This is a genomic window from Streptomyces sp. NPDC058678 (genome assembly GCF_042714835.1).
GTDB lineage: Bacteria > Actinomycetota > Actinomycetes > Streptomycetales > Streptomycetaceae > Streptomyces.
Genome location: NZ_JBHXSG010000023.1, coordinates 1 through 21,320, shown reverse-complemented (window position 1 = coordinate 21,320; position 21,320 = coordinate 1). Strand labels below are relative to the sequence as shown.

The following is a 21,320-nucleotide window of genomic DNA, read 5'->3' as shown; positions in this document are numbered from 1 at the left end:
TCCCATCCGAGGTGTGCATCGCGGGAGGCCCGACGCGTACATCACGGGAGGGCTTGACCCTGACGCCACGGGAGGGTGGAGCCTGGCTGGGCCGGAGGGTGGAGCGGACCCCGAGAACGACTCCACCCGGCGGTGGACTGCCCCTAGGGGTACCTCCGTACTACGGCTGGGGGAGGGTTCGTACCGTCGGAGGACGAGATGGGGCAGGGGTCGTCCTTAACCTGGCTTTACGCCGCTGGGGAGCGGTCGGGGGAGCGGTCGAGGAGCGGTCGGGGGGCGGTGGGGGGGGGCGGTGGGGGAACGGCCGGGGTGGTTCACCGAACCCCCGGGGGTGGGGTTTACCCCAGGAAAAGACTGCGCTGAGCACCAGCGCGCCGGACCCCCTCCGAGCACCAGACTCATCGGTGTAACCACTTCTTCGTAAGCACTTCTTCGTAAGCACTTCTTCTCACGATTCACCTGATGGACGACATAGGAGACATACCGTGACATCGGCTGTGACCATCACCAGGCACGGGGGCACTGGCGGGCGTACGGCCGTTGCCGCGCGGGCGCGGCAGGTCGTGAAGGCGTACGGGTCCGGAGAGACCCGCGTCGTCGCGCTCGACCACGTCGACGTGGACATCGCCCGCGGTCAGTTCACCGCGATCATGGGCCCCTCGGGGTCCGGCAAGTCCACCTTGATGCACTGCCTCGCCGGGCTCGACACCGTGACGTCCGGGCAGATCTACCTGGACGAGACCGAGATCACCGGGCTGAAGGACAAGAAGCTCACCCAGCTGCGCCGGGACCGGATCGGGTTCATCTTCCAGGCGTTCAACCTGCTGCCGACGCTGAACGCGCTCGAGAACATCACGCTGCCCATGGACATCGCGGGCCGCAAGCCCGACAAGGCGTGGCTGGGGCGGGTCGTCGACACCGTCGGGCTCTCCGACCGGCTCAAGCACCGGCCGACCCAGCTCTCCGGCGGTCAGCAGCAGCGCGTCGCCGTGGCCCGTGCCCTGGCCGCCCGGCCCGAGATCATCTTCGGTGACGAGCCGACCGGAAACCTCGACTCGCGCGCGGGTGCCGAAGTACTGAGCTTCCTGCGCCGGTCGGTGGACGAGCTCGGCCAGACCATCGTGATGGTCACGCACGACCCGGTGGCGGCCTCGTACGCGGACCGCGTGCTGTACCTCGCCGACGGCCGGATCGTCGACGAGATGTACAAGCCGACCGCCGAGACCGTCCTGGACCGCATGAAGGACTTCGACGCCCGGGGGCGTACGTCATGACCGTCCTGAAGACCTCGATGCGCAACTTCTTCGCGCACAAGGGACGCATGGCCCTGTCGGCCGTCGCGGTCCTGCTGTCGGTGGCGTTCGTGTGCGGCACGCTCGTCTTCACCGACACGATGAACACCACCTTCGACAAGCTGTTCGCGACGAGCGCGTCCGACGTCACGGTCTCCCCGAAGGAGGCCAAGAGCGACGACACCCCGCAGAACGGCAAGCCCGAGTCCCTGCCGGCATCCACGCTGGAGCGGGTGACGAAGGCGGACGGCGTCAAGTCGGTCGAGGGCGCGGTCAGTTCGATGAACGTGACCGTCGTCGACAGGGACAACAAGAACATGGGCTCCAGCAACGGCGCCCCGACCATCGCCGGCAACTGGACCAGGAACGACCTGCGGTCGATGGAGATCACCTCCGGGCACGCCCCGCGCGGGCCGACCGAGCTGATGGTCGACGCCGACACCGCCGACAAGCACGACCTCAAGCTCGGCGACGAACTGCGCACGATCTCCGTCGCCGGTGACTTCACCGCGAAGATCGTCGGTGTCGCCACCTTCAAGGTGACCAACCCCGGTGCCGCGATCGTCTTCTTCGACACCCCGACCGCACAGCGCGAACTCCTCGGCGCCACCGGCCGGTTCACGCAGGTCAACGTCACGGCCGCGGCCGGCGTCAGCGACACGCAGCTCAAGCAGAACGTCGACCGGGCGCTGGACGGCACGTTCAAGCTGCAGACCGCCAAGGAGAACGCCGACGAGAACCGCAAGGACGTCGGCGAGTTCATGAACGTCATCAAGTACGCCATGCTCGGTTTCGCCGGGATCGCGTTCCTGGTGGGCATCTTCCTGATCATCAACACGTTCTCGATGCTGGTCGCCCAGCGGACCCGCGAGATCGGCCTGATGCGGGCCGTCGGCTCGTCCCGCGGGCAGGTCAACCGGTCCGTGCTGGTCGAGGCGACACTGCTGGGCGTCGTCGGATCCATCCTGGGCGTCGGGGCCGGCGTCGGCATCGCCATCGGCCTGATGAAGCTCATGTCGGCGGCCGGCATGAACCTCTCCACCGACGACCTGACCATCAAGGCGACCACCCCGGTCGCGGGTGTCCTGCTGGGCGTCGTGGTCACCGTCCTCGCCGCCTACCTCCCGGCCCGCCGCGCCGGGAAGGTCTCCCCGATGGCCGCACTGCGCGACGCCGGTACGCCGGCCGACGGCAGGGCCGGCCTGGTGCGCGGCCTGATCGGGCTCGTGCTGACCGGTGCGGGCGGGCTCGCCCTCTACGCGGCCGGCACCGCCGACAAGGCGAGCGACGGTTCGCTGATGCTGGGCGCGGGCGTGGTGCTGACCCTGATCGGCTTCGTCGTCATCGGCCCCCTGCTGGCCGGCGGGGTCGTCCGCGTGATCAGCGCGGTGCTGCTGCGGGCCTTCGGGCCGGTGGGACGCATGGCCGAACGCAACGCCCTGCGCAACCCGCGCCGTACCGGTGCCACGGGTGCCGCCCTGATGATCGGCCTGGCCCTGGTGGCCTGTCTGTCGGTGGTCGGCTCCTCGATGGTGGCCTCGGCGACGAGTGAGCTGGACAAGTCGGTCGGCGCGGACTTCATCGTCCAGGGCAACCAGCGGATCGTCCCGCAGGCCCAGAAGGCGATGGAGCAGAGCCCCGGCCTGGCCCACGTCACCAGCTACAAGGAACTCAACGCCACACTCACCTCGCCCGACGGCAAGACCGACACGTCCGGCGTCACCGCCGCGGACCCCTCGTACGCCGAGGACCTGCGCCGGGCGACCACGGCGGGCACCCTGACTGCCGCGTACGGCAAGGACGCCATGTCGGTCGGCTCCGACTACGCCAAGGCCCACGGCGTGCGGGTCGGCGACACCGTCGACGTCGCCTTCAAGGGCGGCGAGACGGCGAAGCTGAAGGTCGCGGCCATCACGGACGACGACAGCGCCCTCGACCAGGGTGCGCGCTACATCAGCATCGAGACGATGCGGAAGTACGTCCCGGCCGACCAGATCCCGCCGAACACCATCATGTTCGCCAAGGCCGAGCCCGGTCAGACCGAGCAGGCGTACGCGGCGCTGAAGAAGGCGCTGGACCACTACCCGCAGTACCAGGTCCGCGACCAGACCGACTACAAGCAGGAACTGAAGGACCAGATCGGCCAGCTCCTGAACATGGTCTACGGCCTGCTCGCCCTGGCGATCATCGTGGCGGTCCTGGGTGTGGTGAACACCCTCGCGCTGTCGGTCGTCGAGCGGACTCGCGAGATCGGCCTGATGCGGGCCATCGGCCTCTCGCGGCGCCAGCTGCGGCGGATGATCCGCATGGAGTCGGTGGTGATCGCGCTGTTCGGCGCGCTGCTGGGGCTGGGGCTGGGCATGGGCTGGGGCGCCACCGCCCAGAAGCTCCTCGCCCTGGAGGGCCTCAACGTCCTCGAGATCCCCTGGCCGACGATCATCGGCGTCTTCGTCGGCTCGGCCTTCGTGGGCCTGTTCGCGGCGCTGATCCCGGCGTTCCGGGCGGGGCGGATGAACGTACTGGCCGCGATCGCGACCGAATAGCCACCGCGGACGGGGGACGCCCGGCGCCGAGAAGTCACGGGGGACTTCTCGGCGCCGGGTTCTTGTCGTCTTTCGAGGTTCACCTTTCGACGCACTGCGTCGGGCGGTGGGTGGGCACAGGCCGGGGGCCCAGGGGGCGGAGCCCCTGGTACGCCCACACCGACGCCGAGTACCAGGCGACGCACGTCATCCACAGGGCGTTGTCCACAGCTCCCGCACCCGCCCGCGCAGCGACGTACGCTGGAGGCACCCCCGGCCCGCTGCGCGCGTCGGGCGATTCGCGTTGCCCACCCCCGGACGAAAGCCGCCCCCGAATGAGCCTGCACGGTCTGCTCGACGCCGTAGTCAAGGACCCCGCCCTCGCGGAAGCGATCACCGCGGCCGCAGACGGCAACCGCATGCACGTCGACCTGGTCGGCCCGCCCGCCGCCCGCCCCTTCGCGATCGCCGCGCTCGCCCGCGAGGCAGGCCGCCCCGTGCTGGCGGTGACGGCGACCGGACGCGAGGCGGAGGACCTCGCCGCCGCCCTGCGCTCGCTGCTCCCGCCGGAGGGCGTCGTGGAGTACCCGTCCTGGGAGACGCTCCCGCACGAGCGCCTGAGCCCCCGCAGCGACACCGTCGGCCGCCGCCTCGCCGTGCTGCGCCGCCTGGCCCACCCCCGCCCCGACGACCCCGAGACCGGCCCGGTCTCCGTCGTCGTGGCGCCCGTACGATCCGTGCTCCAGCCGCAGGTCAAGGGCCTCGGCGACCTGGAGCCGGTGGCTCTGAGGACCGGGCAGAACGCCGACCTGAACGAGATCGTTCAGGCCCTCGCCGCTGCCGCGTACGCGCGCGTGGAGCTCGTCGAGAAGCGCGGCGAGTTCGCCGTACGAGGCGGCATCCTCGACGTGTTCCCGCCCACCGAGGAACACCCGCTGCGCGTCGAGTTCTGGGGCGACGACGTCGAGGAGATCCGCTACTTCAAGGTCGCCGACCAGCGCTCCCTCGAAGTCGCCGAGCACGGCCTGTGGGCGCCGCCCTGCCGTGAACTTCTGTTGACGGAAGACGTACGCACGCGTGCGCGAGCCCTCGCCGAGGAGCACCCGGAGCTGGGTGAGCTGCTCGGAAAGATCGCCGAGGGGATCGCCGTGGAGGGCATGGAGTCCCTGGCGCCGGTTCTGGTCGACGACATGGAGCTGCTGCTCGACGTCCTGCCCAAGGGCTCCATGGCCGTCGTCTGCGATCCCGAGCGGGTACGCACGCGTGCCTCCGACCTCGTGGCGACCTCACAGGAGTTCCTGCAGGCGTCCTGGGCGGCCACCGCCGGCGGCGGCGAGGCGCCCATCGACGTCGACGCGGCGTCCCTGTGGGCCATCGCGGACGTCCGGGACCGGGCGCGCGAGCTGGACATGATGTGGTGGTCGGTGTCGCCTTTCGCCGCCGACGAAGAGCTCGACGCGGACACCCTCAAGCTCGGCATGCACGCGCCCGAGACGTACCGCGGCGACACGGCGAAGGCCCTGGCCGACACCAAGGGCTGGCTCGCCGACGGCTGGCGCGCGGTCTACGTGACCGAGGCGCACGGCCCGGCCGCCCGTACCGTCGAGGTGCTCGGCGGGGAGGGCATCGCGGCCCGCCTGGACGCGGACCTCGCCTCGCTGAGCCCCTCCGTCGTGCACGTGGCGTGCGGCTCGATCGACTACGGCTTCGTCGACCCGGCGCTGAAGCTCGCCGTCCTGACGGAGACCGACCTCACCGGGCAGAAGGCGGCCGGCAAGGACGGCGCCCGGATGCCCGCCCGGCGCCGCAAGACCATCGACCCGCTCACCCTGGAGGCGGGCGACTACATCGTCCACGAGCAGCACGGTGTGGGCCGCTACATCGAGATGGTGCAGCGGACCGTGCAGGCAGCGACCCGTGAGTACCTGGTGGTGGAGTACGCCCCCGCCAAGCGCGGCCAGCCCGGCGACCGCCTCTACATCCCCACCGACCAGTTGGAGCAGATCACCAAGTACGTCGGCGGCGAGGCCCCCACCCTGCACCGCCTGGGCGGTGCCGACTGGACGAAGACCAAGGCGCGCGCGAAGAAGGCGGTCAAGGAGATCGCCGCCGACCTGATCAGGTTGTACAGCGCGCGGATGGCCGCCCCCGGGTACGCCTTCGCCCCGGACACCCCCTGGCAGCGCGAGCTGGAGGACGCCTTCCCGTACGCGGAGACGCCCGACCAGCTCACCACCATCGCCGAGGTCAAGGAGGACATGGAGAAGACCGTCCCCATGGACCGCCTGGTCTGCGGCGACGTCGGCTACGGCAAGACGGAGATCGCGGTCCGCGCCGCCTTCAAGGCGGTCCAGGACGGCAAGCAGGTCGCCGTGCTCGTCCCCACCACCCTGCTGGTGCAGCAGCACTTCGGGACGTTCGGCGAGCGCTACTCGCAGTTCCCGGTGAACGTCCGCGCCCTGTCCCGCTTCCAGACCGACACCGAGGCCAAGGCGGTCCTGGAGGGCCTGCGCGACGGCTCGGTGGACGTCGTCATCGGCACCCACCGCCTGTTCTCCGCCGAGACCAAGTTCAAGGACCTGGGCCTGGTCATCGTCGACGAGGAGCAGCGCTTCGGCGTCGAGCACAAGGAGCAGCTGAAGAAGCTGCGTGCGAACGTCGACGTCCTGACGATGTCCGCGACCCCCATCCCGCGCACCCTGGAGATGGCGGTCACGGGCATCCGGGAGATGTCGACGATCACCACGCCCCCCGAGGAGCGCCACCCGGTGCTGACCTTCGTGGGCCCGTACGAGGAGCGGCAGATCGGCGCCGCCATCCGCCGCGAACTGCTGCGCGAGGGCCAGGTCTTCTACATCCACAACCGGGTGGAGTCGATCGACCGGGCCGCGGCCCGGCTCAGGGAGATCGTCCCCGAGGCCCGCATCGCGACCGCGCACGGCCAGATGTCGGAGCAGTCGCTGGAGCAGGTCGTCGTCGACTTCTGGGAGAAGAAGTTCGACGTGCTGGTGTCGACCACGATCGTCGAGTCCGGCATCGACATCTCCAACGCGAACACGCTGATCGTGGAGCGCGGCGACAACTTCGGCCTCTCCCAGCTGCACCAGCTGCGCGGCCGGGTGGGCCGTGGCCGCGAGCGCGGCTACGCGTACTTCCTCTACCCGCCGGAGAAGCCCCTCACGGAGACCGCCCACGAGCGCCTCGCGACCATCGCCCAGCACACCGAGATGGGCGCGGGCATGTACGTCGCGATGAAGGACCTGGAGATCCGCGGCGCCGGAAACCTCCTCGGCGGCGAGCAGTCCGGCCACATCGCGGGCGTCGGCTTCGACCTGTACGTCCGCATGGTCGGCGAGGCCGTCGCGGACTACCGCGCCTCCATGGAGGGCGGCGTCGAGGAGGAGGCTCCCCTCGAGGTCAAGATCGAGCTCCCGGTCGACGCGCACGTCCCGCACGACTACGCCCCCGGCGAGCGGCTGCGCCTCCAGGCGTACCGGGCGATCGCCTCGATCAACACCGAGGACGACATCAAGGCCGTACGCGAGGAACTCGTCGACCGCTACGGCAAGTTGCCGGAGCCGGTGGAGAACCTGCTCCTGGTGGCGGGGCTGCGCATGCTCGCGCGCGCGTGTGGTGTCGGCGAAGTCGTCCTGCAGGCCAACAACATCCGCTTCGCGCCGGTGGAGTTGAGGGAGTCCCAGGAACTGCGCGTCAAGCGGCTGTACCCGGGGACCGTCATCAAGCCGGCGGCACATCAGGTACTGGTGCCGCGCCCGAAGACGGCGAAGGTGGGCGGGAAGCCGTTGGTCGGGCGGGAGTTGCTCGGCTGGGTCGGTGAGTTCCTGGCGTCGATTCTGGGGTCGTAGGGGTCTTTCGGGGCCCCTTGGAGCGGGCGTCAGGCGGAGCGGAACAGCGTGGTCGCCAGCGTCCGGAACACCTCCTCGGGGTCCCGGCCGCCGACCGCGCCGTCCAGGTTGTGGCCGAGGAGCAGCGTGGCGAAGCCGTGGGCCAGGGACCAGGCCGCGACGCCGGCGAGCCGGGCGTCGACGCCGAAGTCCTCGGCCCGTACGGCGGAGACCGCCTCGCGCAGGGCGTCGGCGGCCAGGGCACGGCCCGTGGTCAGCTCGAGGTCGTCGCCGCGCAGCAGCTCGGGCGTGAACATCACCTGGAAGTGCGCGGGGTGCTCGCGTGCGAAGCGCACGTAGCGCACCCCCGCGTCCTTCAGGTCCGCGGCCTCGTTGAGGGTGGCCGCGAGCAGCCCGAAGCCCTCGGCCGCGATCGCCGTGAGCAGTCCGGTGCGGTCCTTGAAGTGGTGGGCGGGCGCCGCGTGCGAGACGCCGGCCCGGCGGGCGAGGTCGCGCAGGCTCAGCGCGGAGGGGCCGTCGGCGGCGATGACGTCGAGCGCGGCGGTGAGGATGGCGCGGCGGAGGTCGCCGTGGTGGTAGGGGCGGGGGGTCTCCGGGCGGGGAGTGTCCGGGCGGGGTGCGCCCGGGTGGGAGGCGCTCGTCTTCTTCGGTTCGCTGGGGCTCGGGCCAGGGCTTGGGCTCATGAGCAGCAGCGTACGCCCGATCTAGGCATTGACAAGTTCAAGCGGGTCGGGCAATCTTGTCAGTGTCAAGTTGTGTCGATGAGTGGGATACGGCGAGGGAGCACGTCATGGGGGAGTACGACGGCGGGGTCGGCGGCGATGGTGTGGAGCTCACCCGCGTGCGTCAGCTCTGGCACCTGCTGGAGCCGCTGCACGCGGTGCTGTACTACGCGCCGGAGGTCTTCGCACAGGCCGCGGCACTCGGGCACGACACGGAGGAGCGCTGGCCGACCTACTTCCCGTACCGCGCGGCCCCGTTGGGCCCGGTGGGCGCCGAGCGTGTGACGTCCGCCTTCTACAGCTTCAGCCCGAGCATGGTTGCCGAGCACGTCGACTCGGCGTGGTCGGTCGCGAGCCCCGAGGCGATGCTGGAGGCGCGGCTGCGAGGGATCGACGGGGCGTACCGCGCGATCTTCGGCGACCGGACGGACGGCGCCGAACTGGCGGAGGCCGCCGCCCTCGCCCGGCGCGCGGCCGAGGCGGCGAACACCGCGGGCCGACCCCTCGCCGCTGCCAACGCCGCGCTGGGGTGGCCCAAGGCCCCGCACCTGCAGCTGTGGCATGCGGCGACGATCCTGCGCGAGCACCGCGGCGACGGCCACATCGCGGCCCTGCTGGTCGCCGGCCTCGACCCCGTCGAGTCGCTGGTGTCCTTCGCCGCGATAGGCGCCGCGAGCGTCGAGCGTTTCGAGAGCCGCGGCTGGAGCGCCGCGCAATGGGCAGCCGCACGCGACCGCCTGTCCGCCCGCGGTCTGCTCGACGCGGACGGTACGGCCACGGAGGAGGGCCGCGAGCTGCGTCGCCGCGTCGAGCGGGACACCGACCGACTCGCCGCCGCCCCCTGGCAGTCCCTCGGGCAGGAGGGGGTCGACCGCCTGGCCGACCTGCTCGGCGACTTCTGGGTCGCGGTGCTGTCGTCCGGACTGCTGCCCTCGGAGACGACCTTGGGGATCGGGAAGGTGTGAAGCGGGTTGAGGGGCGGGCGTCGGCCGGGTGCGGGTGGGTCGGGCGTTCGCCGTGCCCCCGGGTGATGAAAATCAGGGAGCCGCCCGCGGGAGGTGGGTCTCCGCGGGCGGCCGCTGATGCCTGGTGGTTCAGGGAGCCCGGCCGGGTCGCTGTGCCCGGCGGTCTTCGAGACCTCCGTGAGTCTTTGGCCTACGGCTGTTCGGGCCTGTCGCGATCCATGCCGAGCTGGCCTTCGATCCGTTGCTGCGCGTCGTCGGCCTGGCTCTCGTACTTGTTGCCCGACTTCTCGTTGGCTTTGCGTTCCGCGGCGTCGGACATGTCCTTGCCCTTGCTGCCCTTCGCCTGGTGCTTGAACTTGTCGAAGATGCCCATCCAGAGCTCCTTCCAGGGCTACTCGCCATCGACGATACGCCCGACTTGTGCACAATGCTCGTTTTGGCCCCGTATGGTCTGGACCTCTCGGCCGCTACGGTGAGACCGGCAGACCCCGCCCGTGTGGAGGCGGGAACCGGGGAGGCGAGGGGAGGGGCGCGGCATGACGCGTCTGAGGGGCGGGGCGCAAGCCGCCGTCAGGACCGGACTTACGGTGTTCGCCGCCATGGCTCTCGTCGCCGGGTGCGAAGGCCTTGAAGAGGGCGGCTCTTCAACGGGCAGCGGTGCCGCGGCACCGGCACAGGACGGTCGTGCCGTCAGCCCCTTGAAGAACCCGGACGGCACCAAGCCGGGCCTCGCCCCGTTGACGAGCGAGCCCGACGAGGCCGCCGCCCGCAAGCTCATCGAGACCCTGCGGACGAAGGGGCGTGGACCCAAGACGGGTTACGACCGGGACGAGTTCGGCTACGCGTGGATGGACACGGCCGACGGAGTCCCGCTGGCCCGCAACGGCTGCGACACCCGCAACGACCTACTGCAGCGCGACGGCCAGGGCCTGCGTTTCCGCTCCGGTTCCGACTGCGTAGTCATCGCCATGACCCTGCACGACCCGTACACCGGTACGACCATCGAGTGGCGCAAGCAGAAGGCCTCCGAAGTGCAGATAGACCACGTGGTGCCGCTCTCCTACAGCTGGCAGATGGGCGCCTCGCGCTGGTCGGAGGACAAGAGGGAGCAGCTGGCGAACGACCCGCTCAACCTCGTCCCGGCCGAGGGCCGGGCCAACTCGTCCAAGGGCGACTCGGGCCCCGCGTCCTGGCTCCCGCCGAACAAACAGATCCGCTGCGCCTACGCGGTCCGCTTCACCCAGGTCGCCCTCAAGTACGAACTGGCGGTGACCGCGCCCGACCGGCAGATCATGCTGGACCAGTGCGGGGGGTGAGGTAAGGGCCTGCTCCGGCGGCCCGGCCCTGGGGCCGCCGGAGCCGCTCAGGCCCCGCGCCTGAACCGCTGGTTGGTGCCGGTGCCGCAGGTCCACTGGATCGCACATCCAGACTGCCTGCTACGGAAGCGCGTCATGAGATTCGACGCAGGTCGGCTCTCGGGAGCGATGTCGGGCGGGAGGTGCTCAGCCCGGTTCTGTCCGTCCTCTTGACTTCAATTCGGGCGTGTCACTACCGTCGCGCAGAATTTCGAACATCGTTCGACAAGTCGAACGACTCGAATGTGGCGTGTGCGACGGAGGACACCCCTATGCACGACCGATCCCCCAGACGTGGCAGACCCCTGGCGGCTGCCCTGTCCAGTTCGATTTTGGCGATGGCCCTGCTGGCCGGCGGGCCCGGGGCAGGTACCGCTCAGGCGGCCGACGACCCCAACGCGGTCGCTCTCGACAAGGACGCGATCCTCGCTGCCAACCAGCTCGACGAGCCGCAGTGGTACAAGGACAACATCCCGTTCCTGGACACACCCGACAACACCATCGACGAGGTCTACTACTACCGGTGGAGCACCTACAAGCGCGCGCTCCGCTACACCGTGCCGGGCACCGGGTACGTGTCGACCGAGTACGACGTGCCGATCGGCTACGCCGGGAACCCGTACACCGCGCTCCCGGACGCCACCGGCTACCACCTCCTGGACGGGCGCTGGCTGCACAACCGCGACTACGCCGGTGACTACCTGGACTTCTGGCTGCGCGGGGCGGGCAACTCGGGCGCGCGGAACTTCAGCGAGTGGATCACGAGCGCCGCATACCAGCGCTTCCTGGTCACCGGTGACGCGACCGAGATCAAGGCCGAACTCCCGCAGCTCATCGCGCTGTACAAGAGGTGGGACTCGAACTCCACCAACGACATCACGGTGAACGGCGCACCCTCCACCAGCGACCTGTACCACCAGACGCCGCTGTCCGACGCCACGGAATACACCGAGACGTCGATGCACAGCACCAACTGGTTCAGCGGCGGTCCCGGCTACCGGCCCACGATCAACGCGTACATGTTCGGCGCCGCCCAGGCGATCAGCAAGATCGCCACCATGACCGGGGACAGCGCGACCGCGACCGAGTACGGCGACAAGGCCGCCTCGCTCAAGGCCGGGGTGCAGAATTCGCTCTGGGACCCGCAGCGCCAGTTCTTCATGCAGGTCTACAACACGAACAGCACCAACGGCACCCTGAAGCAGACCAGGACGACCTGGCGTGAGGCAATGGGCTTCGCCCCCTGGGCGTTCAACCTGCCCGACGCGCAGTACTCCTCGGCGTGGAAGTACCTGACGGACCCGAAGCGGTTCGGGGCGGCGTTCGGGCCCACGACGCTGGAGCGGGTGCACGACTTCGAGGCCGAGCAGGCCGCCGTCACTCATGCGAACGTCCACGACTCGTCGACGGCCTCCAACGGCAAGTACGTCGGTCAGATCGACTTCGCCGACAGCGAGGTCACCTTCACCGTGGACGCGCCCGGTGACGGTACGTATCCGGTGACGGTCCACTACGCCAACGGAACCTCCACCACCTCGAACCACAAGGTCGTCGTGAACGGTGACACCGCCAACCCGGTCACCGTCAGCTATGCCCCCACCGGCAGCTGGGGCCAGTTCTCGGAGTCGAAGTCCGTCACCGTGCAGGTCCCGATGAAGGCCGGCGCCAACACGCTGAAGTTCACGAAGGGAACGGGTTTCGCCGAGCTCGACCGGATCGCGGCGAACCCCTACTTCAACTACCAGGCGATCCCCGCCGTCCAGAAGCGCGACGACGCCAACTGCTGCCACTGGAACGGCCCGAGCTGGCCGTTCGAGACGAGCCAGATCCTGACCGGCATGGCGAACCTGCTCCAGGACTACCCGGCGCAGAGCTACGTCACCAAGCAGGACTACCAGACCATGCTGGCCCAGTTCGCCGGTCTCCAGCACAAGGACGGCAAGCCCTACATCGCCGAGGCCGCCAACGGTGACACCGGCGACTGGATCTACGACGGCTTCAACTTCAGCGAGCACTACAACCACTCCAGCTTCAACGACCTCGTGCTCTCCGGTCTGCTGGGCATCAAGCCCCAGGCGGGCAACACGCTGGTACTGAAGCCGCTGATCCCGGCCGGCTGGGACTACTTCGCGGCGGAGAACGTCCCCTACCACGGGCACACCCTCTCGATCCGCTGGGACCGGGACGGCACGCACTACGGCAAGGGCACCGGCCTGCAGGTCTTCCAGGACGGCGTACGCATCCACCAGTCCTCGACGGTCGGCAACACCACCGTGAACGTGGCCGCCCCCGTCACCCCGGCGCAGCCCCCGCGGATGATGAACGTGGCGGCCAACCCGCTGACCGCCGAGCAGGACTGGCTCGGCCGCACGGTCACACAGCCCTACCCGAAGGCCTTCGCCTCCTACACCAACACCGTCTCCAACGGTCCGCACTGCCACAGCGGCCAGACCTGCAAGCCCACCACCTTCGACGCCCCGCTGCGGGCCACCGACGGCTGGATCCGCTACGACAAGATCCCCGACAACCGGTGGACCAACTCCGGCTCCCCGAACGCCACCGACCACCTCGGTGTCGACTTCGGTGCGCCACGCAAGATCAACGAGGTCAAGTTCTACACCTACGACGACGGCGCGAACATCCGTGTTCCGGCGAGCTACACCGTCCAGTACCTGAAGGACGGCGCGTGGACGTCCGTCCCCAGTCAGGTCAAGAGCCCGGCCACACCGAGAGCGAACAACTCGAACGAGGTGACCTTCCCGACGGTCACGACCTCCCAGTTCCGCGTCGTCCTCACCCCGCAGGCAGGCAAGTTCGTCGGCGTCACCGAGCTGGAGTCCTGGTACCCGGAGACACCGGCGGTGAGGATCGTCAACAAGAACAGCGGCCTGGAACTCGGCATCGCCGGCTCCTCGATCGCCGCCGGAGGCGCTGTCCAGCAGCAGACGGCCAACACCACGGCCAACCACCGATGGACGATCGCCCCCGCGGAGAACGGCTACTACAAGATCTTCAACACCAACAGCGGCCAGGTCCTCGGCATCAAGGACGCCTCCAAGACGGCCGGTGCCACCGCGCTGCAGTGGGGCGACACCCTCACCGCCGACCATCTGTGGTCCGTGGTGGACGCCGGCAGCGGCTACTGCAAGATCGTCAACAAGAACAGTGGCATGGTCCTCGGGATCGACGGGATGTCCACATCATCGGGCGCCGCGGCCCTGCAGTGGGACGACACCGGCACCGCCGACCACCTGTGGCGGATCGTCACCGACGACGGCGCCACACCGTTCAACTCCTAGCCGGTCCTAGCCGGTCCTAGCCGGTCCTGGCCGGTCCTAGCCGGTCCCAGCCGGTCCTGGCTGACGGATCAGCACTGAGCCGGGCCTCGGGTATCCCGAGGCCCGGCTCCGCCTGCCGGAAATCGGTGCACGGGGAAGGCGCCTGGAGAAGGTGGGGGGGTGCCGCGACGCGCTGGGCACTGCCGAGATCGTGCGCCGGCTGCAGGTGGAGAGCCGCGTGGCCGCCCCCGGGGATCGGGCCCACAGAGCGCCGCCGACGCCCTCCTGCCCGCATGTACGCCCTCGAGCTTGCCGAGGGGCTCCGACGCCCGATGCGCCGGTACGAGCCGTGGGTTCGGGCGAGCCGGGACCGGGCGCCGGGGCAGAGCAGCGCGCGTACGCGGGCGTCGCGGCGTCGGCCCTCCGGTGATGCCGTGGGCCGCCTGCGCGGCGGCTCAGCCTTGCCCGGTGACGGGTGCGTCCGACGTCAGGGCCCCGCGCGGAGCCAGCCGCCGCGTGCGGAGCTGCGGGGCCGTCCGCGGTCGCGCCCGGGTGACGTGGGTGCCGTACGAGCTTCGTTGCGGCCGCGGGGCCGTCGACGGCCGGGGCACGGCGGCACGGCGAGGATGGGGGCGCGGGCCGGTTCGGTTTCGGGCCGGGCTGACACCGTGTCAGGCCGCTGATGTGCGCGCCCATGCATCGGCCGGCGTCGGCCTGGCCCATGTGGTGGTGGAGCAAGCGGCCGATGGCCCGGCAACGTCGCGGATGTTCCTCCGGTGGTACCCATGAACAACGCCCACATTCGATACTTCGGACACGGTTCGAAGTTTCGTTGCTGAAGATAGGGTTGCTCCGCAGGTGCGTCAACCCCTTTTGGCCGGGGCGTTTGACCCGGAGGGCAGGTTCCGCCGGTGCCGGTGATCGCTGCGAGCCCGGCCGTACCGGCACGTTATTTAACCGTGACGACTTCCCGCTGCAATCCTCTTGACCGCCAGGAATTGTTAGCGCTCACAATGACCTCCACGTTCATCAGTCGGCAGAGCGACCAACCGTGGAGGTGTGACCGACATGACCGCAAGGCCCAGGCTCGCCTCCCCGGCAGGAAGGGACGGACCGCACGGACGGTTGCCGGCCCGTCGGCCGGCACGGCTGCCGCAGGGGCCGCCGTGAACCCGTCCACGCGAGAACATCCGCACGCAGTGCAGGTCTTATCGGCAGGCGACCGCCAAGGAGGTACGGCCGTGGCTCAACCGCAGCTTCGGCCGCCCACCATGGCCGACGTCGCACGACTGGCGGGCGTGTCCCACCAGACCGTGTCCCGGGTGCTGGCGGACCACCCCAACGTCCGGGACCAGACACGGGCCAAGGTGCTGCGCGCGATCGAGGAGATGGGTTACCGGCGCAACTCCTCCGCACGAGCCCTGGCGACCCGCCGCACCCGCACCCTGGGTGTGGTCGCCTCCGACACCACCCTCTACGGACCGGCCAGCACCCTGTTCGCGCTCGAGGAGGCGGCACGGGCCGAGGGGTACCTCGTCTCCACGGTCAGCGTGCGCAAGCTGACCGTCGACACCCTCTCCGAAGCCCTGGACCACCTCGGCGACGGCGGGGTGGAGGGGGTCGTCGCCATCGCCCCCCAGCGATCGGCGGTCGAGGCCCTGGCCGGACTGCGTCATCCGTTCCCGGTGGTGACCGTGGGGAGCGGAGCCGACGTGGGCATCCCCTGCGTCACTGTGGACCAACACCTGGGCGCACGGCTGGCCACCGGGCACCTCCTGGCGGCCGGTCACCGCACGGTCTGGCATCTCGCGGGGCCCGACGACTGGCAGGAGGCCGCCGACCGGGCGGCCGGCTGGCGGGCGACCCTCGAAGCGGGCGGTGTCGAGCCGCCGTTGATGCTGCGCGGAGACTGGAGTCCGCTGTCGGGATACCGGGCCGGCCAAGAACTGGCGGGCTGGGTGGGACGAGGGCTGACCGCGGTCTTCGTCGCCAACGACCAGATGGCACTGGGGGTGTTGCGGGCCCTGCGGGAAGCGGGTGTGCGAACTCCCGAGGAGGTCGCGGTGGTCGGCTTCGACGACATACCGGAGTCGGAGTACTTCGCACCTCCGCTCACCACGGTCCGGCAGGACTTCTCGGCCGTGGGCAAGCACAGCATCGCCCTGCTCCTGGATCTCATCGAGGGCCGGGAACACCCCGGGGCGCCCCGGATCGCCATCGAACCGCAACTCGTCGTCCGCGCCAGTACCTTCCCTCACGCCCCACAACACACCACTCGGAGCATCGCCCCCGAACCGGAGCGTGCTCCCACCTGACCCGGTACCGACCGTCTTCCACCTCTTGGTGCGGTCGATATTCCGAACGATGATCGACAGGCTGGACGCAGTGTGGCCGGTCCCATCGAGTACGAGCGGTCCGTCCGGACCAGCACTTCAAAGGAGAAGCACATGCTCAACAGACGGAACTTCCTCACTGCGGCGGTCGGCGTGGCGGCTGCGGGCGGCCTCGCCGCGTGCGCCAAGGAGGACGACTCCTCCGGCTCCTCCTCCGCCGGTGGCAGCAAGACGATCACCCTGGGCTTCTCCCAGGTCGGTTCGGAGAGCGGCTGGCGCAGCGCCAACACCGACTCGGTGAAGTCGGCGGCCAAGGAGGCGGGCTACAACCTCAAGTTCTCCGACGCGCAGCAGAAGCAGGAGAACCAGATCTCCGCGATCCGCAGCTACATCACCCAGGGCGTGGACGTCATAGCCTTCTCGCCGGTGGTCGTCACCGGCTGGGACGCGGTGCTGAAGGAAGCCAAGGCCAAGAAGATCCCCGTGGTCCTCACCGACCGCTCCGTCGAGACCTCCGACGAGTCCCTGTACGTCACGCTCGTCGGCTCGGACTTCACGGACGAGGGCCGGCGCGCGGCCAAGATCCTGGAGAAGGTCCTCGAGAAGGCCGGCCACAAGGGCGCCGTCAAGATCGCACAGCTGGAGGGCACCACCGGTGCCGCCCCCGCGATCGAGCGTGCCAAGGGCTTCAAGGAGGTCATGGACGCCGACCACGCCGACGACTGGAAGATCGTCGTCAGCCAGACCGGTGACTTCACCCGCGCCGGCGGCAAGCAGGTCATGGCCGCCTTCCTCCAGTCCAACCCGGACATCAACGTGCTCTTCGCGCACAACGACGACATGGGCATCGGTGCCATCCAGGCCATCGAGGCGGCCGGCAAGAAGCCCGGCAAGGACATCCTGATCGTCACGATCGACGGCGTGAAGGACGGCTTCGTCGCCATGTCCGAGGGCAAGATCAACGCCATCGTCGAGTGCAACCCGCTGCTCGGCCCGCAGCTGATGGAGGTCGTCCAGAAGGTCAAGGACGGCGAGACGGTCGAGCGCTGGATCAAGACCAAGGAGAGCGACTTCATGCAGGACCAGGCCAAGGCCGCGCTCCCCACTCGCAAGTACTGACCGACCGCACCCACCGGCAGGGAGCCCTCCGCCGACCGTCCCTCCGTCGAGAGGGCTGTCCAGGGGGCTCCCTGCGGGCCTGAAACGAAATCCATGAGGAGCGCTGCCATGGCAGAGCCGCTGCCCGTCCTGGAGATGACGGGCATAGTCAAAGAGTTTCCGGGGGTACGGGCTCTGTCGGGTGTCGACTTCCGGCTCTTCCCCGGCGAGATCCACGCCCTGATGGGCGAGAACGGGGCCGGGAAGTCCACCCTCATCAAGGTGCTGACCGGCGTCTACTCGCTGGACGGCGGCACGGTCACCCTCGACGGGCAGGCCGTGCGGATCGACAGCCCGCTGCAGGCGCAGCAGGCCGGCATCAGCACGGTCTACCAGGAGGTGAACCTCTGCCCCAACCTGTCGGTGGCGGAGAACATCTTCATCGGACGTGAACCCACCCGCTTCGGCCGCATCCAGTGGAAGCGCATGCGCAAGGAGGCGGCGGAGCTGGTCGACCGGCTCGGCCTCGACATCGACGTGACCGCGCCCCTGTCCTCGTACCCGCTGGCCGTGCAGCAACTGGTCGCGATCGTACGGTCGGTGGGCACCGGCGACAGCGACGGCGCGGGCGCCGGCACCAAGGTGCTGGTTCTGGACGAGCCGACCTCCAGCCTCGACCGCGACGAGGTCCTCGAACTGTTCCGCCTGATGCGGCAGCTCAGGGACGAAGGCGTCGCGATCCTGTTCGTCTCGCACTTCCTCGACCAGATCTACGAGATCTGCGACCGGATGACCGTCCTGCGCAACGGCACCCTCGTCGGCGAGCACATGGTCGGCGACCTCGACCAGGTCGGGCTCGTCCAGCTGATGATCGGCAAGGCCCTGGACCAGCTGGAGGAGCTCCACGACCACCAGCTGCGCGCCGACGTCGGCGAACCGCTGGTCCACGCCGACGGCCTCGGCAGGACCGGCGCCATCGCCCCCTTCGACCTGGAGATCAAGAAGGGCGAGGTCCTCGGACTGGCCGGCCTGCTCGGCTCCGGGCGTACCGAACTCGCCCGGCTGCTCTTCGGCGCCGACCAGCCGGACAGCGGCAAGGTCACCATCGCGGGCAAGCAGGTCTCGATGAGCGCCCCGAACGACGCGATCGGCGCGGGCGTCGCGTTCTGCTCGGAGAACCGCAAGGCGGAGGGCCTGGTGCCCGACCTGACGGTGCGGGAGAACATCATCCTCGCCCTGCAGGCCTCGCGCGGCTGGACCCGGCCCATCCCGGCCGCCCAGCGCGACGAACTCGTCGCCAAGTACATCAAGGCGCTGGACATCCGCCCCGCCAACCCCGAGGCCCGCGTCGGCCAGCTCAGCGGCGGCAACCAGCAGAAGGTGCTGCTCGCCCGCTGGCTCATCACCCAGCCGAAGCTGCTGATCCTGGACGAGCCGACGCGCGGCATCGACGTCGGCGCGAAGGCGGAGATCCAGAAACTCGTGGTCTCGCTCTCCGAGGAAGGCATGTCCGTGCTGTACATCGCGGCCGAGCTGGAGGAGGTGCTCCGGCTCAGTCACACCATCGGCGTGCTGCGTGACCGCAAGCTGGTCGCACAGATCGCCAACGGGCCCGAGATCACCCCCACCCGGATCCTGGAGACCATCGCGAGCGGAGAGCACCAGTGACCACCACCCCCCGATGGCGAGCGCTGACGCAGCATCACCTGTTCTGGCCGGTCGCCGTGCTGGTCGTCCTGCTGCTCGTCAACGTTCCCTTCACCCCCGACTTCTTCGCGATCAAGATGACGGACGGCCACCTCTACGGCAGCCTCGTCTCGATCGTGCTGTTCGGATCGCCCCTCATCCTGGTGGCGGTCGGCATGACCCTGGTCATCGCCACTGGCGGCATCGACCTCTCGGTCGGCGCCGTGGTCGCGATCACCGGGGCCCTGACCTGTTCGTACATCAGTGACCAGGCCGATCAGAGCGCTCTGTCCGGAGTGCTGCTCGCGATGGGCCTGGGCCTGGTGGCCGCGGTCGTCTGCGGTCTGTGGAACGGCTTCCTGGTCGCCAGGATGGGCATCCAGCCGATCATCGCCACCCTGATCATCATGGTCGCCGGGCGCGGTGTCGCCCAGCTGATCACCGACGGCCAGATCATCACGATCAACAGCGAGCCGTACAAGCTCATCGGCGGCGGTTACTGGCTGACCCTGCCCTTCTCCATCTTCGTGGTGGCCGCGGTCGTCGCCATCACCGTGGCGCTGACCCGCCGCACGGCCCTCGGCCTGCTGGTCGAGTCGGTCGGCGGCAACGCCGAGGCCAGCCGCCTGGTGGGCATCAGGTCCCTGCGCATCAAGATCATGGTCTACGTGTTCTGCGCGCTGTGCGCGGGCATCGCGGGCCTGATGATCAGCTCCAACACCTCGGCCGCGGACGGCAACAACGCCGGCCTGTGGATCGAGCTGGACGCCATCCTCGCCGTGGTGATCGGCGGCACCTCGCTGCTGGGCGGCCGGTTCTCCATCGGCGGCACCGTGATCGGCGCCCTCGTCATCCAGACCCTGACCACCACGATCTACACCATCGGCGTGCCGACCCAGACCAACCTGGTCTTCAAGGCCGTCGTCGTCATCGTCGTCTGCCTGCTGCAGTCCCCGAAGTTCCGCGCCAAGGTCTTCGGCGCGAAGGGCCTCAAGGGGCGCCGGTCCGCGGCGCCGACGGACACCGCCGCGACGGCCGAGGCCGCTCCCAAGATGGAGGTGTCGCGATGAGCGCGACCACCAAGACCCGTCCGGCGCCGGCGTCGGAAGGCCGTACGGCGTCCAAGGCCGCGCGTCTGCTCGGCGACCGGCGTCTGCCCGTCCTGGTGACGGCCGCGCTCTTCCTGGCGATGTACGTGGGCGGGCTGAGCCGCTACGCGAACTACGGCTTCGGCGAACCGCAGGTCTTCCTGAACCTGTTCATCGACAACGGCTACCTGCTGGTCGCCGCCGTCGGTGCCACGTTCGTCATCCTGTCCGGCGGGATCGACCTGTCCGTGGGCTCCGTGATCGGCTTCACCACCATGTTCACGGCGTGGCTGGTGGAGCGTCAGGGTCTGCCGATCCTGCTGGTGATACCCATGGCCCTGGCCGTGGGCGCGCTCGGCGGCTTCGTGATGGGCTACGTGATCCACAACTTCGAGATCCAGCCCTTCATCGTGACCCTCGCCGGGCTCTTCCTCTTCCGGGGCCTGTGCCTGGTCATCAGCAAGGAGTCGATCTCCATCGGCGACGCCTCGGTGAGCAGCATGGCCCAGGCGCAGGTGTCACTGGGCGGGGCCTTCCTGTCGATCGGCGCGATCGTCGCTCTGGTCGTCCTCGGCGTGGCGTTCTACGTGCTGCACTACACGCGCTTCGGGCGCCGGGTGTACGCCATCGGCGGCAACGAGCAGTCGGCCCTGCTGATGGGCCTTCCGCAGGGCGGTACGAAGATCGCTGTGTACACCGTGAGCGGCTTCTGCTCGGCCCTGGCCGGTCTGCTGTTCACCCTGTACATCCAGTCCGGTGACCCGCTGCACGCCACCGGCATGGAGCTCGACGCGATCGCCGCGGTCGTCATCGGAGGCACGCTCCTGACGGGCGGCTCCGGCTACGTCCTGGGCACCCTGTTCGGCGTCCTGGTGCTGGGCCTGATCAAGAGCATCATCCAGTTCGAGGGCACGCTCAGCTCCTGGTGGACGAAGATCGCCACGGGTGTGCTGCTGTGCGCCTTCATCCTGATCCAGCGCGCCATGACGGCCCGCAAGAAAACCTGACCGCTCCGGGCGCTCCGAGCCACCTGCGCACCCGGCCACCTGCCCCGCCGCCGCCCCCGCGGCGGCGGGGCCGGTGGGCGGCGCCGTGGGGGGGGGGGGCGGAAAAGG

Annotated in this window: 13 protein-coding genes; 11 read left to right on the top strand and 2 right to left on the bottom strand. The window is 69.5% G+C overall.

Annotation, left to right across the window (positions count from 1 at the left end; translation table 11 throughout):
- The first annotated feature begins 485 nt into the window (after positions 1–485).
- From ACFWWR_RS21465 to mfd, 3 genes are all read left to right on the top strand, one after another.
- On the top strand, positions 486–1,274 hold the full coding sequence (locus ACFWWR_RS21465) for an ABC transporter ATP-binding protein (RefSeq protein WP_053755648.1): 789 nt from the start codon (positions 486–488) through the stop codon (positions 1,272–1,274).
- Positions 1,271–3,835 (top strand): ABC transporter permease, encoded by a 2,565-nt coding sequence (locus ACFWWR_RS21460; protein ID WP_383858776.1) that lies wholly within the window; start codon positions 1,271–1,273, stop codon positions 3,833–3,835. Before ACFWWR_RS21465 ends, ACFWWR_RS21460 begins: the two co-directional genes overlap by 4 nt.
- Positions 3,836–4,149: 314 nt before the next feature.
- Entirely contained in the window at positions 4,150–7,680 is a 3,531-nt protein-coding gene (mfd, locus tag ACFWWR_RS21455) for a transcription-repair coupling factor (protein WP_383858773.1), read from the top strand.
- A gap of 29 nt (positions 7,681–7,709) precedes the next feature.
- Here mfd and ACFWWR_RS21450 read toward each other — a convergent pair whose 3' ends face one another.
- Positions 7,710–8,363, bottom strand: a complete 654-nt coding sequence (locus tag ACFWWR_RS21450) for a TetR/AcrR family transcriptional regulator (protein ID WP_383858770.1) — start codon at positions 8,361–8,363, stop codon at positions 7,710–7,712.
- A gap of 107 nt (positions 8,364–8,470) precedes the next feature.
- Between ACFWWR_RS21450 and ACFWWR_RS21445 the strand changes: the two genes are divergently transcribed.
- Positions 8,471–9,367 carry a hypothetical protein gene (locus tag ACFWWR_RS21445; protein WP_384304800.1) on the top strand — a complete coding sequence of 299 codons (897 nt, stop codon included), beginning with the start codon at positions 8,471–8,473 and terminating at the stop codon, positions 9,365–9,367.
- A 190-nt stretch (positions 9,368–9,557) separates the two neighbouring features.
- Here the strand turns inward: ACFWWR_RS21445 and ACFWWR_RS21440 are convergent, their stop codons facing one another.
- Complete coding sequence (locus ACFWWR_RS21440; RefSeq protein WP_383858764.1) at positions 9,558–9,740, bottom strand: antitoxin; 183 nt, start codon at positions 9,738–9,740, stop codon at positions 9,558–9,560.
- Between the two features lie 163 nt (positions 9,741–9,903).
- Between ACFWWR_RS21440 and ACFWWR_RS21435 the strand changes: the two genes are divergently transcribed.
- The 7 genes from ACFWWR_RS21435 to yjfF all read left to right on the top strand — a co-directional run bounded on the left by ACFWWR_RS21435 (position 9,904) and on the right by yjfF (position 21,212).
- The gene (locus ACFWWR_RS21435) at positions 9,904–10,683 is read left to right on the top strand and encodes an HNH endonuclease family protein (RefSeq protein WP_383858760.1); all 780 of its coding nucleotides are present in this window, start codon (positions 9,904–9,906) and stop codon (positions 10,681–10,683) included.
- Positions 10,684–11,060: 377 nt separating this feature from the next.
- Entirely contained in the window at positions 11,061–14,021 is a 2,961-nt protein-coding gene (locus ACFWWR_RS21430) for an RICIN domain-containing protein (protein ID WP_384304797.1), read from the top strand.
- Positions 14,022–15,241: 1,220 nt separating this feature from the next.
- Positions 15,242–16,315, top strand: a complete 1,074-nt coding sequence (locus ACFWWR_RS21425; RefSeq protein ID WP_383858754.1) for a LacI family DNA-binding transcriptional regulator — start codon at positions 15,242–15,244, stop codon at positions 16,313–16,315.
- Positions 16,316–16,447: 132 nt separating this feature from the next.
- The gene (locus ACFWWR_RS21420) at positions 16,448–17,452 is read left to right on the top strand and encodes an ABC transporter substrate-binding protein (protein ID WP_383858751.1); all 1,005 of its coding nucleotides are present in this window, start codon (positions 16,448–16,450) and stop codon (positions 17,450–17,452) included.
- Between the two features lie 108 nt (positions 17,453–17,560).
- A complete protein-coding gene (locus tag ACFWWR_RS21415) occupies positions 17,561–19,099 on the top strand; it encodes a sugar ABC transporter ATP-binding protein (RefSeq protein ID WP_383858748.1) in 1,539 nt (512 codons plus the stop codon).
- The gene (locus ACFWWR_RS21410) at positions 19,096–20,187 is read left to right on the top strand and encodes an ABC transporter permease (RefSeq protein WP_383858746.1); all 1,092 of its coding nucleotides are present in this window, start codon (positions 19,096–19,098) and stop codon (positions 20,185–20,187) included. Before ACFWWR_RS21415 ends, ACFWWR_RS21410 begins: the two co-directional genes overlap by 4 nt.
- Positions 20,184–21,212, top strand: coding sequence for a galactofuranose ABC transporter, permease protein YjfF (gene yjfF, locus ACFWWR_RS21405; RefSeq protein WP_383858743.1), 1,029 nt, complete (start codon positions 20,184–20,186; stop codon positions 21,210–21,212). The genes ACFWWR_RS21410 and yjfF overlap by 4 nt, the downstream gene beginning before the upstream one ends.
- Positions 21,213–21,320 lie beyond the last annotated feature (108 nt).

Coding starts and splice junctions, on each gene's coding strand:
- ACFWWR_RS21415 (WP_383858748.1), top strand. CDS start 17,561: ATGGCAGAGCCGCTGCCCGTCCTGGAGATGACGGGCATAGTCAAAGAG.
- ACFWWR_RS21430 (WP_384304797.1), top strand. CDS start 11,061: ATGGCCCTGCTGGCCGGCGGGCCCGGGGCAGGTACCGCTCAGGCGGCC.
- ACFWWR_RS21435 (WP_383858760.1), top strand. CDS start 9,904: ATGACGCGTCTGAGGGGCGGGGCGCAAGCCGCCGTCAGGACCGGACTT.
- ACFWWR_RS21460 (WP_383858776.1), top strand. CDS start 1,271: ATGACCGTCCTGAAGACCTCGATGCGCAACTTCTTCGCGCACAAGGGA.
- mfd (WP_383858773.1), top strand. CDS start 4,150: ATGAGCCTGCACGGTCTGCTCGACGCCGTAGTCAAGGACCCCGCCCTC.
- ACFWWR_RS21440 (WP_383858764.1), bottom strand. CDS start 9,740: ATGGGCATCTTCGACAAGTTCAAGCACCAGGCGAAGGGCAGCAAGGGC.
- ACFWWR_RS21450 (WP_383858770.1), bottom strand. CDS start 8,363: ATGAGCCCAAGCCCTGGCCCGAGCCCCAGCGAACCGAAGAAGACGAGC.
- yjfF (WP_383858743.1), top strand. CDS start 20,184: ATGAGCGCGACCACCAAGACCCGTCCGGCGCCGGCGTCGGAAGGCCGT.
- ACFWWR_RS21420 (WP_383858751.1), top strand. CDS start 16,448: ATGCTCAACAGACGGAACTTCCTCACTGCGGCGGTCGGCGTGGCGGCT.
- ACFWWR_RS21445 (WP_384304800.1), top strand. CDS start 8,471: ATGGGGGAGTACGACGGCGGGGTCGGCGGCGATGGTGTGGAGCTCACC.